16 protein-coding genes are annotated in these 14,321 nt (G+C 69.3%); 11 read left to right on the top strand and 5 right to left on the bottom strand.

What is annotated here, in order from left to right:
- Nucleotides 1-195: 195 nt before the first annotated feature.
- From MARPU_RS03530 to MARPU_RS03520, 3 genes are read left to right on the top strand one after another with little or no spacing between them, the layout of a single operon-like run.
- Nucleotides 196-606 carry a hypothetical protein gene (locus tag MARPU_RS03530; protein WP_005224667.1) on the top strand — a complete coding sequence of 137 codons (411 nt, stop codon included), beginning with the start codon at nucleotides 196-198 and terminating at the stop codon, nucleotides 604-606.
- 39 nt (nucleotides 607-645) lie between these two features.
- Nucleotides 646-1,392, top strand: a complete 747-nt coding sequence (locus MARPU_RS03525) for a HesA/MoeB/ThiF family protein (RefSeq protein WP_025275091.1) — start codon at nucleotides 646-648, stop codon at nucleotides 1,390-1,392.
- A gap of 44 nt (nucleotides 1,393-1,436) precedes the next feature.
- Nucleotides 1,437-1,967, top strand: a complete 531-nt coding sequence (locus MARPU_RS03520; protein WP_005224669.1) for a hypothetical protein — start codon at nucleotides 1,437-1,439, stop codon at nucleotides 1,965-1,967.
- On the opposite strand, the gene ubiA is transcribed toward MARPU_RS03520, so the two are convergent.
- Both ubiA and recG read right to left on the bottom strand, forming a co-directional pair.
- Nucleotides 1,952-2,854 (bottom strand): 4-hydroxybenzoate octaprenyltransferase, encoded by a 903-nt coding sequence (gene ubiA / locus MARPU_RS03515; RefSeq protein ID WP_005224670.1) that lies wholly within the window; start codon nucleotides 2,852-2,854, stop codon nucleotides 1,952-1,954. The genes MARPU_RS03520 and ubiA overlap by 16 nt on opposite strands.
- A 175-nt stretch (nucleotides 2,855-3,029) precedes the next feature.
- Nucleotides 3,030-5,186: an ATP-dependent DNA helicase RecG gene (gene recG / locus MARPU_RS03510; protein ID WP_084015130.1), complete on the bottom strand. Its 2,157-nt coding sequence runs from the start codon at nucleotides 5,184-5,186 to the stop codon at nucleotides 3,030-3,032.
- Between the two features lie 70 nt (nucleotides 5,187-5,256).
- Between recG and MARPU_RS03505 the strand changes: the two genes are divergently transcribed.
- A complete protein-coding gene (locus MARPU_RS03505) occupies nucleotides 5,257-5,673 on the top strand; it encodes a secondary thiamine-phosphate synthase enzyme YjbQ (RefSeq protein ID WP_005224672.1) in 417 nt (138 codons plus the stop codon).
- 7 nt (nucleotides 5,674-5,680) lie between these two features.
- Here MARPU_RS03505 and mltB read toward each other — a convergent pair whose 3' ends face one another.
- Together mltB and MARPU_RS03495 are read right to left on the bottom strand one after the other, a co-directional pair.
- Nucleotides 5,681-6,763, bottom strand: a complete 1,083-nt coding sequence (gene mltB, locus MARPU_RS03500) for a lytic murein transglycosylase B (RefSeq protein ID WP_005224673.1) — start codon at nucleotides 6,761-6,763, stop codon at nucleotides 5,681-5,683.
- A 125-nt stretch (nucleotides 6,764-6,888) separates the two neighbouring features.
- On the bottom strand, nucleotides 6,889-7,275 hold the full coding sequence (locus MARPU_RS03495; protein WP_005224674.1) for a RidA family protein: 387 nt from the start codon (nucleotides 7,273-7,275) through the stop codon (nucleotides 6,889-6,891).
- A gap of 115 nt (nucleotides 7,276-7,390) precedes the next feature.
- Between MARPU_RS03495 and MARPU_RS03490 the strand changes: the two genes are divergently transcribed.
- The 4 genes from MARPU_RS03490 (at nucleotide 7,391) to hcp (ending at nucleotide 11,098) form a co-directional block, all read left to right on the top strand.
- Nucleotides 7,391-8,275 (top strand): phosphoribosylaminoimidazolesuccinocarboxamide synthase, encoded by an 885-nt coding sequence (locus tag MARPU_RS03490; RefSeq protein ID WP_005224675.1) that lies wholly within the window; start codon nucleotides 7,391-7,393, stop codon nucleotides 8,273-8,275.
- 312 nt (nucleotides 8,276-8,587) lie between these two features.
- On the top strand, nucleotides 8,588-8,965 hold the full coding sequence (locus MARPU_RS03485) for a c-type cytochrome domain-containing protein (RefSeq protein WP_005224676.1): 378 nt from the start codon (nucleotides 8,588-8,590) through the stop codon (nucleotides 8,963-8,965).
- A 140-nt stretch (nucleotides 8,966-9,105) separates the two neighbouring features.
- A complete protein-coding gene (locus MARPU_RS03480) occupies nucleotides 9,106-9,684 on the top strand; it encodes a DUF302 domain-containing protein (RefSeq protein WP_005224677.1) in 579 nt (192 codons plus the stop codon).
- A gap of 118 nt (nucleotides 9,685-9,802) precedes the next feature.
- Nucleotides 9,803-11,098, top strand: a complete 1,296-nt coding sequence (hcp, locus tag MARPU_RS03475; protein WP_005224678.1) for a hydroxylamine reductase — start codon at nucleotides 9,803-9,805, stop codon at nucleotides 11,096-11,098.
- Nucleotides 11,099-11,101: 3 nt separating this feature from the next.
- Here hcp and MARPU_RS03470 read toward each other — a convergent pair whose 3' ends face one another.
- Nucleotides 11,102-11,800 carry a Crp/Fnr family transcriptional regulator gene (locus MARPU_RS03470; RefSeq protein ID WP_005224679.1) on the bottom strand — a complete coding sequence of 233 codons (699 nt, stop codon included), beginning with the start codon at nucleotides 11,798-11,800 and terminating at the stop codon, nucleotides 11,102-11,104.
- A gap of 164 nt (nucleotides 11,801-11,964) precedes the next feature.
- Here MARPU_RS03470 and MARPU_RS03465 point away from each other — a divergent pair, with 164 nt between their 5' ends.
- The 3 genes from MARPU_RS03465 (at nucleotide 11,965) to MARPU_RS03455 (ending at nucleotide 14,231) form a co-directional block, all read left to right on the top strand.
- Complete coding sequence (locus MARPU_RS03465) at nucleotides 11,965-12,351, top strand: DUF805 domain-containing protein (RefSeq protein WP_005224680.1); 387 nt, start codon at nucleotides 11,965-11,967, stop codon at nucleotides 12,349-12,351.
- A 69-nt stretch (nucleotides 12,352-12,420) separates the two neighbouring features.
- On the top strand, nucleotides 12,421-13,569 hold the full coding sequence (locus MARPU_RS03460; protein WP_005224681.1) for an efflux RND transporter periplasmic adaptor subunit: 1,149 nt from the start codon (nucleotides 12,421-12,423) through the stop codon (nucleotides 13,567-13,569).
- Nucleotides 13,566-14,231 carry an ABC transporter ATP-binding protein gene (locus tag MARPU_RS03455; protein WP_005224682.1) on the top strand — a complete coding sequence of 222 codons (666 nt, stop codon included), beginning with the start codon at nucleotides 13,566-13,568 and terminating at the stop codon, nucleotides 14,229-14,231. Before MARPU_RS03460 ends, MARPU_RS03455 begins: the two co-directional genes overlap by 4 nt.
- The last annotated feature ends 90 nt before the right edge of the window (nucleotides 14,232-14,321 follow it).

Below are 14,321 nucleotides of genomic sequence, written 5' to 3'. Positions count from 1 at the left end.
CCCATCTCTCGGACAGCAGGTCTACGACAATCACCCCCGGCACAGCGCCCGGGACCAGGCCTTGCGTGCGCCGCCGGCGGGGCACCATCACCCCTCGGGACAGGCGCCACGAGGCCCGATTATAGCCACCGTCGCGACCGACCGGTCCGTCCGGGTTGATTCTTTCGCGACCACGACTAGCATTGGGCAGCCACTATGGACAGCGTCGACGTCGACCGCATCAAGGAGCGCGAGATCCCGTTCCAGGAGTTGCATCCGAACCCCGATCAGGCCGCGACCGCAGCGGCCTTCCTCGCCGAGGTCGAGGGCGTGCTCGCCACCGGGGCGCTCTCGCCCTGTCTGCTGCGGGTGCGCTACGATGTGCTTCAACTCACCCTGCAGGAGATCGACGAGGCGCTCGGCGAACTCGGGCTGCATCTCGACAACAGTCTGCTCCCCAAGGTCAGGCGCGCGCTCTATCACTACACAGAGGAGACCCAGCGGGCCAATCTCGGCTACCCCAGGTGCAAGGGCAACTGTCTCAAGCAGGTCTTCGCCAAGCGCTACGCACAGATCGAACACGGCTGTCGCGACCAGCGGCCCGAGCACTGGCGCCGCTATCTCTGAGCCACCACACCCCCGCCCGGGCCGGCCCGCAGCAGTACCATGAACCCGCATCCAGATCCACGCTACAGCCGCCAGATGCTGCTCCCCGGCTTCGGCGAGGACGGTCAGCGACGCCTGCGCCAGGCACGCGTGCTGCTGATCGGACTCGGCGGCCTCGGCTCGCCGATCGCCATGTATCTGGCCGCCGCCGGTGTCGGCGAGCTGCGCCTGGCCGACTTCGACGCTGTCGACCTCTCCAACCTGCACCGCCAGATCGTCCACGACAGCACCACCGTCGGCCGACCCAAGGTCGACTCGGCGATGACCCGGCTGGCGGCGCTCAACCCCGAGGTCGCGCTGGTGCCGCTCAAGGGCAGCGCCACCGCCACCCGGCTGCCCGAGCTGATCGCCGACGTCGATCTGGTAATCGACGCCTGCGACAACTTCGCCACCCGCTTCGCCATCAACGCCGCCTGCATGGACGCCGGCATCCCCCTGGTCTCGGGCGCGGCAATCGGCACCGAGGGCCAGGTCAGCGCCTTCTCCGGGCGTCCCGGCGGCCCCTGCTACCAGTGCCTCTATCCACGCGAGATCGGCGAGGAGGAGGGCTGCGCGGTGCGCGGCGTGCTCGGACCGGTGGTCGGCATCATCGGGGCGACCCAGGCCACCGAGGCGATCAAGATCCTCACCGGCATCGGCGAGCCGCTGTTCGGTCGGCTGCTGCTGCTCGATGCGCTGCGCATGCAGTGGCGCAGCCTGACCCTCCCCCCCGATCCCGACTGCCCGGTGTGCGGCGGGCACGGATGACCAGCAGGCCGCCTCGCGCGGCCCCGCAGCCGGAGACCTCACAGATGCGATTCGCAGTCAGCCCCGACGAACTCCGCCGCGCCAAGGTGCCGCACGAACTCTTCCTCACCAACCTGATCGGCAACCACATCCTAATGACGGTGGCCATCGGCGGCATCGCCGGCAGCTTCCCCTGGCTACTGGCGCTGATCCCGACGATCTCCTTCGCCATCCTCGGCTTCATCCTGTGGCGGGCACGCCGCGCCCGCGGGCGCGACCCCTGGTACGTGATGTGTCACTGGCAGGTGTGCGCGCGCCGCAGCCGGATCTTCCTGACCATGCTGACACTGCTGGTGGCGAGCGCGACCCTCGGCTGGGTCGGCTACACCTATGGCGGGATGATGAAGGAGGCGGTGTGGGCGCTGGTCGCCGGCACCGGCATCCTGCCGGTGATGGCGACCGTGCTGGTGTTGGTGATCGTCGAGTCCGACGCCCTCTACCACGCCCACGAGGCGCGGCTGCCAGCCTGGGTGGTGGCGCGCCATCCCGCCCCGACCGCACAACGGGCTGAGGGCGAGGCTCAGCCGAACGCGTAGTCGAGCACCAGCCCGACGAACACCGCCATGCCGAAGTAGTTGTTGTTGAGGAAGGCGGCGAAGCAGGGACCCGGCTCGCGCGCACGGATCAGCCATTGCTGATAGAGGGCCAGCCCGGCGGCGGCGGCCAACCCGAACAGGTACCAGTCACCGCGCCCGGTGACCGTGCCGACCCACAGCAACAGCGCCAACATGAGGAGTTGCAACAGCCCGATGATGACACGGTCCCAGCGCCCGAACAGGATCGCGGTGGACTTCACGCCGATCTCGAGGTCGTCCTCGCGATCGACCATGGCGTACTGGGTGTCGTAGATCAGCGCCCAGATCAGGGTGGCGACGAACAGCACCCAGGCATAGAAGGGGATGGTCCCGGTCACCGCGGTGAAGGCCATCGGGATCGCCCAGCCGAAGGCAGCGCCGAGGAAGAGCTGCGGCAGGTGGGTATAGCGCTTCATGAAGGGATAGAGCGCGGTCAGCGCCACCGCCACCACCGACAGCACGATCGTCTGCCAGTTGAGCAGCAGCACCAGGCCGAAGGAGGCCAGACAGAGGACGATGAACACCCCCAGCGCCTCGCCCGCGCTCACCAGGCCGGTGGCCAGCGGGCGCTGGCTGGTGCGCCGCACATGACCGTCGAAGTCACGATCGGCATAGTCGTTGATCGCGCACCCGGCTGAGCGCATCAGCACCACCCCGAGGACGAAGATCAGCACGATCGACCACGGCGGCTGCCCCGCGCCGGCGAACCACAGCGCCCAGAGCGCGGGCCACATCAGCAGCAGGCTGCCGATCGGCCGGTTGAACCGCACCAGCAGCATGTATCCATGCAGCCGCTCACGCCAGAAGGCGGGACGCAGCGCCTTGGCTGTTACCTCTTGAAGACTCATATCGCAGGTCGACTCTCACCTGATTCATGACATTGGCGACGATGCCCCCGTCGGGACGACGGAGGACGGGACGGTCGGCAGGGGTCGCGACGAGGCGGCCACGGGAGACGGGCCCCGGCATCGTCCGCAGGTGGGGCGATTATCGCACAGCCGCGCCGGGCGCGATCGATGCGCCTCAGGCGCGACCGTAGTCGACACGATCCCCGAGCCAGCGACGTACCAGCGGCTCGAACAGCCCGCGATGGGCGCTCAACACCTGGTCGGCGGCCTGCTGGGCGGCGGGCAGCAACTGCTGGTCGCGCAGCGGGTCGGCGATACGGAACTGCACCGCACCGGTCTGGCGGGTGCCCAGCACCTCGCCGGCGCCGCGCAACGCCAGGTCGCGCTCGGCGATCTCGAAGCCGCTGTTGGTGGCGCGCAGGATCCCCAGGCGTTCGCGCGCCACCGCCGAGAGCGGCGCACGATAGAGCAGCAGGCAGTGGCTCTCGACCGCGCCGCGCCCGACCCGGCCACGCAGCTGATGGAGCTGGGCGAGCCCCAGGCGCTCGGGGTTCTCGATGATCATCAGACTGGCGTTGGGCACGTCGACCCCGACCTCGATCACCGTGGTCGCCACCAGCAGGTCGAGTTCACCCGCAGCGAAGGCGGCCATCACCGCCTCGCGCTCGGCGCCACGGATGCGCCCGTGCACCAGCCCCACACGCAGCCCGCTGAGTCGCTCGGCGAGCTGACGCGCGGTCTCCTCAGCGGCCTGGCACTCGAGCACCTCCGACTCCTCGATCAGGGTGCAGACCCAGTAGGCCTGACGCCCCTGCGCACAGGCCTCGCGCACCCGTTCGATCACCTCGTCGCGACGGGCATCGGGCACCGCCACCGTGGTGATCGCCTGGCGCCCCGGCGGCAGGGCGTCGATCACCGAGAGGTCGAGGTCGGCGTACATGGTCATCGCCAGCGAGCGCGGGATCGGCGTGGCGGTCATGATCAGCTGGTGGGCCAGCGCCCCCTCGCCCCCGCCCTTCTCGCGCAGTCGCATGCGCTGGTGGACACCGAAGCGGTGCTGCTCGTCGATGATCACCAGTCCCAGCTCGGCGAAGCGCACCTCGTCCTGGAACAGCGCATGGGTGCCGACCACCAGCCGCGCCTCGCCCGAGGCGATGCGCGCCAGCAGCTCGGCGCGCTCGCGCCCCTTGTGACGACCGGTCAGCCACAGCGTGGTGATGCCGAGTTCGTCGAGCCAGCCACCGAGGGTACGGAGGTGCTGCTCGGCGAGCAGTTCGGTGGGAGCCATCAGCACCGCCTGGTGCCCACACTCGATCGCCTGCAGCGCGGCGAGCGCGGCGACCACCGTCTTGCCGGCGCCGACATCGCCCTGCAGCAGCCGATGCATCGGCCGCGGCAGCGCGAGATCGGCGGCGATCTCGCCGACCACCCGTTCCTGCGCCGGGGTCAGCGAGAACGGCAGACGCGCACGCAACCGCGCGCGCAGCGCACCGTCACCGGCGAGCGGCGGCGCGACCTGCGTCCCCTGGGTCTCGCGCAACTGACGCAGACTCGCCTGGTGCGCCACCAGCTCCTCGAAGGCCAGGCGCTGAAAGCTCGGGTGACGGCGCTCGACCAGCGCCTCCAGGGTCGCCTCGGGCGGTGGGCGATGGAGATAGCGCAGCGCCTCGCTCAAGGTCGGCAGACCCAGAGGGTCGAGCACGCTGGCAGGCAGGCACTCGGCCGGGGCGCGGGTCTCGAGCAGCGCCAGGGCCTGCTCGGTGAGTCCGCGCAGCGAGGCCTGGTTCAACCCCTCGGTGGCGGGATAGACCGGGGTCAGTCCGGGCTCGAGCCCCTCCTGCCCGGCACCCTGGATGCGATACTCCGGGTGCACCATCTCAAGACCGCGCGGTCCCTGGCGGACCTCGCCGTAGCACGACAGCCGTACCCCCGGGCGCAATGCCGAGACCTGTTGACTGCCGAAGTGGAAGAAACGCAGCATCAGCGCACCGAGTCCACCGTCGGTGAGCCACACCTTGAGCGAGCGGCGCCGCCCGAGAGCGATCCCGGCCTCGCCGATCTCGGCCTCGACCAGCGCCTCCTGGCCGACACGCAACTCGGCGAGTGGCACCGCGCGACTGCGATCCTGATAGCGGGTCGGCAGGTGCAGCAACAGGTCCTGGACGCTGTGGATACCGAGCCGGGTCAGGCGCTCGGCCACCCGGGGCCCGACACGGTGCAACCGCTCGACCGGGATCTGGTCGAGTGCCTCGGTGTCGCCAGGCTTGTGATCTGGTACGGTTTGAATCAAGGCGCTGCTGTCTGCTCTAATCGCCGCGCGGGCCCCGTACATGGCACCCGTCGCTGTACGGCGCCGCGACCCCACCTTCGTCACTGGACCCAGAGACCAGCAGCCCCCGCCGATGATCGAACAACACCACCTCAGCATCGCGACCCGGGGTCGCGGCACCTACGAGATCACCGACGCGGTTCAGCAACGGGTGTGCCAGAGCGCCATCGTTACTGGACTTTGCCACGTCTTCGTGCATCACACCAGTGCCTCGCTACTGCTGTGCGAGAACGCCGACCCCTCGGTCCGGCACGATCTGGAGCACTTCCTCGCCCGGCTCGCCCCCGACGGCGACCCGGTCTATACCCATGCCGCCGAGGGCCCGGACGACATGCCGGCGCACCTGCGCGCGATCCTCACCAAGATGGACCTGACCCTCCCGATCAGCGACGGACGCTGCGCGCTCGGCACCTGGCAGGGGGTCTATCTCTACGAGCACCGCACCGGCGCACAGCAGCGCCGGCTCACCCTCACCCTCAACGGGGCCTGAGAGGCGCTCAACGCCCGGCCAGGGCCGCGCCGTGACGGGCACGGACAGCCGCGGCGAGCTGGTGCACCGCCATGGCGTAATAGGTACTGCGGTTGTAGCGGGTGATCACCCCGAAGTTCTCGAACCCCACCCAGTACTCGGTGCCACCGCGCGCATCGAGCGCCAGCAGGCTCAAGCCTCCACGCCCCGGCACACCATCGAGGTCGACCCCGTGGGCACTGAGGGTGGAACGACCATGACGACTGCTGAAGCCGGTCTTGAGCGCCCCGACACCCTGCCCCGAACGCACCGACACACGCACCGCCACCGGTTCACCGCTGCGCCAGCCGTGGGCCTTGAAGTAGTGGGCGACGCTGCCGATGGCGTCGGTCGGGTCCCAGAGATCGCGCACGCCGTCGTCGTCGAAGTCGACCGCGTAACGCTGGAAGCTGGTGGGCATGAACTGTCCCAGCCCCATAGCACCGGCATAGGAGCCTTGCGGCTTGCGCGGATCGACCCCGGACTCGCGCGCCATCAGCAGGAAGGCCTCGAGCTCGCCGGTGAAGTAGTCGGCGCGGCGCGGATAGGCGAAGGCGAGCGTGGCCAGGGCATCGAGGGTGCGGGTGGTACCGACATAGCCGCCGTAGCGGGTCTCGACCCCGAGGATGGCGACGATGTACTCGGGCGGCACGCCGTAGCGCGCCCCGGCACGTTCCAGGGTGGCGGCGTGGGCGCGCCAGAAGCGCACGCCGCCGGCGATGTTGTCGGCGGTGACGAACTTGCCGCGATAGCGCGTCCAGGCCCCGTTCGGCGACCGCTTGGCGCGCGGCGCCTGACGGTCCATCAGCTCGATGATCCACTGCTCGCGGCGCGCCTCGGAGAGCAGCCCGGCGAGTACCTCGGGGGCGAAGTCGTGCTCCCGCGCCATGCGCGCGACGAAACGCGCGGCCGCATCGCTGGTGGCGAAGTCGCCGCGCACCTCGGCGTCGGCGGCCACCGGCAGGACACCGCTGGAGAAGGGATCGAGGGCGACGCGCTGCTGGGCGCTGGCGCTACAGCCGGCGACCAGGACCGGCACGCAGAGGGCGAGGACGAAGGCGATGCGATGCATGGCAGACCCGGTTGATGGCTGAGGTTGAAGGAAGGGAATGGACTGGCGACCGATCGCGCCGCGGGCGCTACCGCCAATGGTATGCCAGGATCGCGCGAATACAATTCGCCACGGCGCCGGGCGGTTCAGTCGGCCAGGGCCATCACCGCATCCATCTCGACCCCGGCCCCCTTGGGCAGCGCCGCTACCCCGACCACGGCGCGCGCCGGATAGGGCTCGGCGAAGTACTCGGTCATCACCTGGTTGACCACCGGGAAATGGCCGAGATCGGTGAGGAAGACATTGAGCTTGACGATATCGGCGAGGGTCCCGTTGGCGGCCCGGGCAACCGCCGTGAGATTGTCGAAGACCCGCCGCACCTGGGCCTCGATATCGCCCTCGACCAGGGTCATGGTCTCGGGGATCAGCGGGATCTGGCCCGAGAGATAGACGGTATCGCCGACGCGCACCGCCTGCGAATAGGTACCGATGGCCTGAGGGGCCTGATCGGTGGAGATCACGCGTTTGTTCATCGTAAGGACCTCACATGCTCTGGATGACGCGACGGGCGTCGGGGGCGTGCCCGATGGCCCACGAAGCGGCGTAAATCGTTATAATCTCAGCCTTGTCGTTCTGGGATCAACCGTCATGCCTGCGCTCTACGAATCGAACATCTCCACACTCCCGCTGCTCGGTCGCGGCAAGGTCCGGGACATCTATGCCGTCGGCGAGGATCATCTGCTGGTGGTCACCAGCGACCGCCTCTCGGCCTTCGACGTGGTGCTCCCACAGCCGATTCCGGGCAAGGGCGAGGTGCTCACCCGGGTCTCCAACTTCTGGTTCGAGCGCACCGCCGACCTGATCCCCAATCATCTCTCCGACATCCCCGTCGAGGCGGTGATCACCGACCCCGAGACACTCGCCACGCTCGGCGATCGCGCCATGGTGGTACGCCGCCTCAAGCCGCTGCCGGTCGAGGCGATCGTGCGCGGCTATCTGATCGGCTCGGGCTGGAAGGACTATCGCGCCACCGGCACGGTCTGCGGCATCGCCCTGCCCTCGGGGCTGCGTCAGGCCGAGCAACTCCCCGAGGCGATCTACACGCCTTCGACCAAGGCCGAGATCGGCGATCACGACGAGAACATCGACTTCGCCCGCACCGTCGAGCTGCTCGGGCGCGAACTGGCCGAGCAGGTGCGCGACACCGCCATCGCCATCTACACCAGCTGCGCGGCCTATGCGCGCGAACGCGGCATCATCATCGCCGACACCAAGTTCGAGTTCGGACTCGACGAAGCGGGCCGGTTGCACCTGATCGACGAGGTGCTCACCCCCGACTCCTCGCGCTTCTGGCCGGCCGACGAGTACCGCCCGGACACCAGCCCGCCGAGCTTCGACAAGCAGTTCGTGCGCGACTATCTCGAGACCCTCGATTGGGACAAGACCCCGCCGGGGCCGGAGCTGCCGCAATCGATCATCGACCGCACCGCCGCCAAGTATCTCGAGGCCGAACAGCGCCTGACCGGCGCCTGAGTCTGCCCACCCCGGGGCTGGCCTCAGCCCCCGTCGTCCAGCCCCGACACCGACCAGCGGGGCACGAGAAGCTGACCTGAGTCGGTATCGCGCGCCTTGTCGATAGCCGCGAGTCGACTAGCATTAGAATCAACGGGGCAATTGTCAGTGGCCCGTGCCCACCGGTGATGCGCATCAGGGGGCAAGCCGTCGAACTGCACGGCGAGCGGCCGGCATTCAGGGGCGGAACACCCTCGACCAGCGTGGCGAATACGGCAGGCCGACACCATCGGGTGGCGCGAGCTGTGTTGTGTCAACGAATGAGAGCGGGCGATGACCAGTCGAATCCGCACGATCGCGATCGGGCTCCCGGCACTGCTGATGCTCGGTGGCTGCGGGCAGCAGGATCGCATCACCTACGAGGTGCACATCCAGCCACTGCTCGAGACCCACTGCGTCGAGTGCCATCTGCCGGGCGGCGCCGGCGCCGAGGCCAGCGGCTTCCAGGTCGTCTCCTACGACACCCTGATGAAGGGCACCAAGTTCGGTCCAGTGGTGGTGCCGGGCGACGCGCTCTCGAGCAACCTCTACCGTCTGCTCGCCGGCGAGGTCGATCAATCGATCCGCATGCCCCACGGCAAGGATCCACTCGCGCCGGAGCAGGTTGCGCTCGTCGAGACCTGGATCGAGCAGGGTGCGCCCGAGCGCTGACCCCTCCAGTCCGGCTCGCCGCAGGCGCGCACGGGACCGGGCCTCAGGCCCCCAGCCCATCTTGAGCACATGCGCCCGTCCCCACCGGACGGGCGTCTCGGGGTCCCGCGAGGGGCCCCTTCGTCAATGGAGGGATATGGATGAGACTGGCCCGCAACCTGTTTGCCATCTTCGGGGTGCTCTGTCTGCTCGCCATCGGCTATGGCGCCGCACGACTGGCACCGATCCTCGCGACCTTCGACCCCGGCGCACCCCGGGTCTATGCCGAGTTCGGCCAGCGCCTGCTCGCGACCGGCGATCCCGGCATGGCGATGATGTGGTCGGTGCCGGTGGAAGACGGGCTCGCCGCCGAGGAGGTGGTCGACTCGCTCAAGAGCCTGGCCGTCTCCAACAACCTGCTGTTCGTCGGCGAATCGCCCTTCTATCAGCAGATCGAGGCGATCACCGGCGAGCCCTATCGCTATGTCAACTTCCTCTCCTTCTGCGACGCCCGGGTCGGGCGTCAGATGCTCGAACACCGCAACGAGTACAGCGGCTTCATGCCCTGTCGCATCGCCCTGGTCGAGGACGCCGAGGGAGGGCTGCACCTCTACAGCATGAACCTCGACCTGTTGATCCACGGCGGCACCCCGCTGCCTACGGAACTCGAGCAATCGGCCACCCGGGTACGCGACATCATCTGGAGCATCATGCAGGGGGCGGCGGTCGGCGAGTTCTGATCCGCGGGGACGGATTTGACCTCCATCAAGGGGCGATCGACGAGAGCGGACGAGACTGCGCCCGTCCCCGCCGTCAGCGGCGCGGGACAGGCCCCGTCCGCCCACAGGAGATCGTCCCATGTACTGCAATCAGTGTGAACAGACCTTCCGCAACAGCGCCTGCGTCAACTCGCCCGGCACCTGCGGCAAGGACGCCGACGTGCAGTCGCTGCAGGAGACCCTGCTCTACGGCCTCAAGGGGATGGCCGCCTACGCCCATCACGCACGCCGTCTCGGCCAACACGACGAGGCCGTCTCGGCGTTCATCGAAGAGGCGTTGTTCGTCACCATGACCAATGTCAACTTCGACCCCGAGGCGCTGCTCGATTACTGTCTGCGCTGCGGCGAGATGAACCTGCGGGTGATGGAGTTGCTCGACAGGGGACACGTCGAGACCTTCGGCGCACCCGCCCCGACCCGGGTGCGCGAGGGCACCGAGGCCGGTCCCGGCATCCTCGTCACCGGGCACGATCTGCTCGATCTCTGGGAGCTGCTGTGTCAGGTCGAGGGCACCGAGATCAACGTCTACACCCACGGCGAGATGCTCCCCGCGCACATGTACCCGAGGCTGCGCGATCACCCCAACCTCGCGGGTCACTACGGCGGCGCCTGGCAGGACCAGAAGCGCGAGTTCGCCGCCTTCCCCGGACCGGTACTGGCCACCACCAACTGCGTGCTGATCCCCCCCGAGCAGTACCGCGACCGGCTCTACACCATCCGCGCCACCGCCGTCCCCGGTGCCCGACACCTGCCGGACGGCGACTACTCGGCATTGATCGCCGCCGCCCGCGTCTGCCCACCCTGCGTCGCCGCGCCGACGGGCGAGTCGACCATCGGCTTCCACCGTCAGGTACTGCTCGATCAGGCGCCGACCATCGTCGAAGCGGTCAGATCCGGCGCGATCAGCCACTTCTTCGTCATCGGCGGCTGCGACGGCGCCGAGAAGGGACGCAACTACTTCACCGACTACGCCCGCGCCACCCCGTCGGACTCCTTCATCCTCACCCTCGGCTGTGGCAAGTACCGCATCCGCGACCACGACTACGGCGAGCACCTGGGGCTGCCGCGGCTGCTCGACATGGGCCAGTGCAACGACGCCTATGGCGCCATCGCCGTCGCCGCCGCGCTGGCCGAGGCCTGCGAGTGCGGCATCAACGACCTGCCGCTGACCCTGGTGGTGAGCTGGTTCGAGCAGAAGGCGGTGGCGGTGCTGCTGAGCCTGCTGCATCTCGGCGTGCGCGGCATCACCCTCGGCCCCAACCCGCCGGCCTTCATCACCCCCGGGGTGCTCGCGATCCTGCAGCAGCGCTACGACCTGCGCCTCACCGGCCAGGACCCCGCGGGCGATCTGGCGCGCGCGCTGGCCGCGGCCTGAGGCTCAGTCCGGCCCGAGCCCAGGCTCGAGAGCAGCGAGTTCGACCAGCCGAGGGCGATCGAGCAGGGTCACATGACGCCCCTCGAGTGCGATCACCCCGGCATCGACGAACTGACGCAGCGCCCGCGACAGGGTCTCGGGCTGGATCGACAGACGCGAGGCAAGCACCCCCTTGGGCACCTCCAGGCGCAGCGCGCGCCGCTCCGGCGGCAAGCGTTCGAGCAGATAGCGCGCCAGCCGACCGCTGGCGGTGTGCAGGGTGAGATGGTCGATCTCGCCGATCAGGCCACGCAGCCGCTGGCTCAGCGCGCCGAGCAGCAGAAAGCAGGTCTCGACCGACTCGCGCAGCATGGCGGCGAAGTCGGCCGCGTCGATCGCGATCAGCTCGGTCGGCGCGAGCGCGCTGGCGCACACCGGATAGCTCGGGCGGTTGAGGAACATCAGCGCCTCGGCGAAGGTCTGCCCGGGGGAGACGATCTCGATCACCTTGCGCGCACCATCGGGCGCGAGCCGGTAGAGCTGCATCTGTCCGGCGCACACCAGGAAGAAGCGCTCGGCCGCATCGCCCTGGAGGAACAGCGACTGCTCGGCAGCCAGGGTGAGACGGGTGGTCCGCGCGGCGACCCGCTCGAGCTGCGCCGATTCGAGCCGCGCGAGCAGGGGCGCGGCGCGCAATGACTCGATGATCTCGCGTTGCGACACTGTCCATCCCCAAGGTTTCGACCGTTCGTCGTGCATGCTAGCGCAGCCGGGCAGGCGACGCAGGCCGGGTATACTCTGGGAGACGCGCGCCAAGCGGCCGCATCCGTGGGGCGCAGCGCCAGCCGATCGCGCCCCGAACGAGAACCCCGCAACGAGACCCAGACATGCTCACGATCTTCTTTGGCGACATCAAGCACGGTCGTCTCTCACGCCTGCCCTATCTCGGCTGTCACGCCGCCCTGATCGCCTTGCTGGTGCTGGCCAGCTTCGGCCTCGCCAAGGGGCCCGAGGACTCGGCGCTGATCGCCGACATCAAGCTGGCCGTCCTGGTCGCCATCGCTGCCGTGCTGCTGGTCGCCCAGGCCAACATCGCCGCCAAGCGCATCCGTGACGCCGGACTGCCCGGCTGGTGGATACTGCTGTTGATCGCGCTGCTCAGTCTGACCATCGGGGCGCTGTTCGGTCACGAACTGATCGCCGGGCTCGACCTGCTGCTCCTGCTGCTGCTGCTGGTGCTGCCGACCGAGGCCTTCGGCCGACGCGAGACCTGAGCCACGCGTCGCACCCGCTGATCCGGCGCGCTACAATGGCGCCCCGACCAGCCTCGGACACCGTCCCCGATGAAAAGGCCGTCGCCCTCCCACCTGCTCGTCCTCGCGCTCGGCGGCACGCTGCTGCTCTGGTGGTACGCCAGTCGACCCGGACCGCCCCGGGTCGAGTTGGTCGCGGTCAGCGAGGGCGCCATCGAGCGGCTGGTCGCCAACACCCGCGCCGGCACCGTCAAGGCCTGTCGGCGCGCCCGGCTCGCACCCAGTCTGGGCGGTCAGATCGCCCGTCTCGAGGTCCACGAGGGCGACCGGGTGGGCGCCGGCGAGCTGTTGCTCGAACTCTGGAACCGCGACCTCATCGCCCGTGTCGAGCTCGCCGAGCGCGAGGCCGAAGCAGCCACGGCCCGCGCCCGCGCCGCCTGTCTGCACGCCGAGCAGGCCGGGCGCGAGGCCGAGCGCCAGCGCCGGCTCGATACCCGCGCCATGACCTCGGAGGAGGCGCTCGACCGCGCCCAGACCGCCGCCCGCGCCGGCGCCGCCGAGTGCGAGGCGGCACGCGCCAACGCCGAGGTCAGCCAGGCCCAGGTCGGGGTGGCCCGCGCCGAGCTGGAGCGGACCCGGCTCGTCGCCCCCTTCGCCGGGGTGGTCGCCGAGGTCTCGGGCGAGCTCAACGAGTACGTCACGCCCTCGCCACCGGGCATCCCCACACCCCCCGCGATTGATCTCATCGACGACGCCTGCTACTACATCTCCGCCCCCATCGACGAGGTCGACGCCGCGCGCATCGCCCTCGGGCTGGAGGCACGGATCACCCTCGATGCATTCGGCGATCGGGTCTTCACCGGAGTGGTGCGACGGATCGCCCCCTATGTCTTCGACCAGGAGAAGCAGGCGCGTACCGTCGAGATCGAGGTGGTGATGACCGAACCGCCGACCGACACGCCGCTGCTCGCCGGCTACAGCGCCGATGTGGAGATCGTGGTCGAGCGCCGCGAACAGGTCCTGCAACTGCCCACCGCGGCGATCCAGGCCGGCCTCACGCCGAGCGTGCTGCTGTTCGATCCGACCAGCGGACGACTGCAACGACGCGAGATCCGCATCGGGATCGAGAACTGGGAGCGCACCGAGATCCGCTCCGGTCTCGCGCCCGGCGAGCGCGTGGCGCGTACGCTCGGCGGCGAGGACGTGACCGACGGCGCCCGTATCGAGCCGGCGCCATGATCGCGCTCCGAGGGATCAGTCGCAGCTTCCGTGTCGGCGAGCAGCAGGTGCGGGCACTGCATGGGGTGGACCTGGATATCGACAGCGGCGACTATGTCGCCATCATGGGTCCCTCGGGATCGGGCAAGAGCACCCTGCTCAACATCCTCGGTCTGCTCGACCGCCCGGACCAGGGTCGCTATCGGCTCGACGACATCGAGACCACCGACCTCGACGAGGAGGCGCGCGCGGCGCTGCGCGGCAGCCGGATCGGCTTCGTCTTCCAGTCCTTCCACCTGATCCCGCGACTGAGCGCCGCGGAGAACGTCGAGCTGCCGCTGATGCTCGCCGGCCTCGCGCCCGCGGCGCGAGGCGAGCGGGTCGCCCGGGCACTCGACCGGCTGGGGCTGACGGAGCGCGCCGACCACCGTCCTGACCAGCTCTCCGGCGGCCAGCGCCAGCGCGTGGCGATCGCCCGCGCCACGGTGATGCAACCGGGGCTGCTGCTTGCCGACGAGCCCACCGGCAACCTCGACCGACGCTCGGGCGAGGAGGTGATCGCCACCCTCGAGGCGCTCAACGACCAGGGCGTCACCCTGGTGGTGGTCACTCACGACCCGGTCGTGGGCGGACGCGCCGGACGGCGCATCGACATGGAGGACGGCGGCATCCGTGCTCACTGACGGTCCACACCGAGGCCTCTGCATGGACGCACATGCACCAGGACGGCAGGATTCGCCCCATCGCACTTCGTGATCCCAGGCAACACACCT

It is taken from the genome of Marichromatium purpuratum 984, assembly GCF_000224005.2.
Taxonomy (GTDB): Bacteria; Pseudomonadota; Gammaproteobacteria; order Chromatiales; family Chromatiaceae; genus Marichromatium; species Marichromatium purpuratum.
This window is presented reverse-complemented; position numbering and strand designations above follow the sequence as displayed.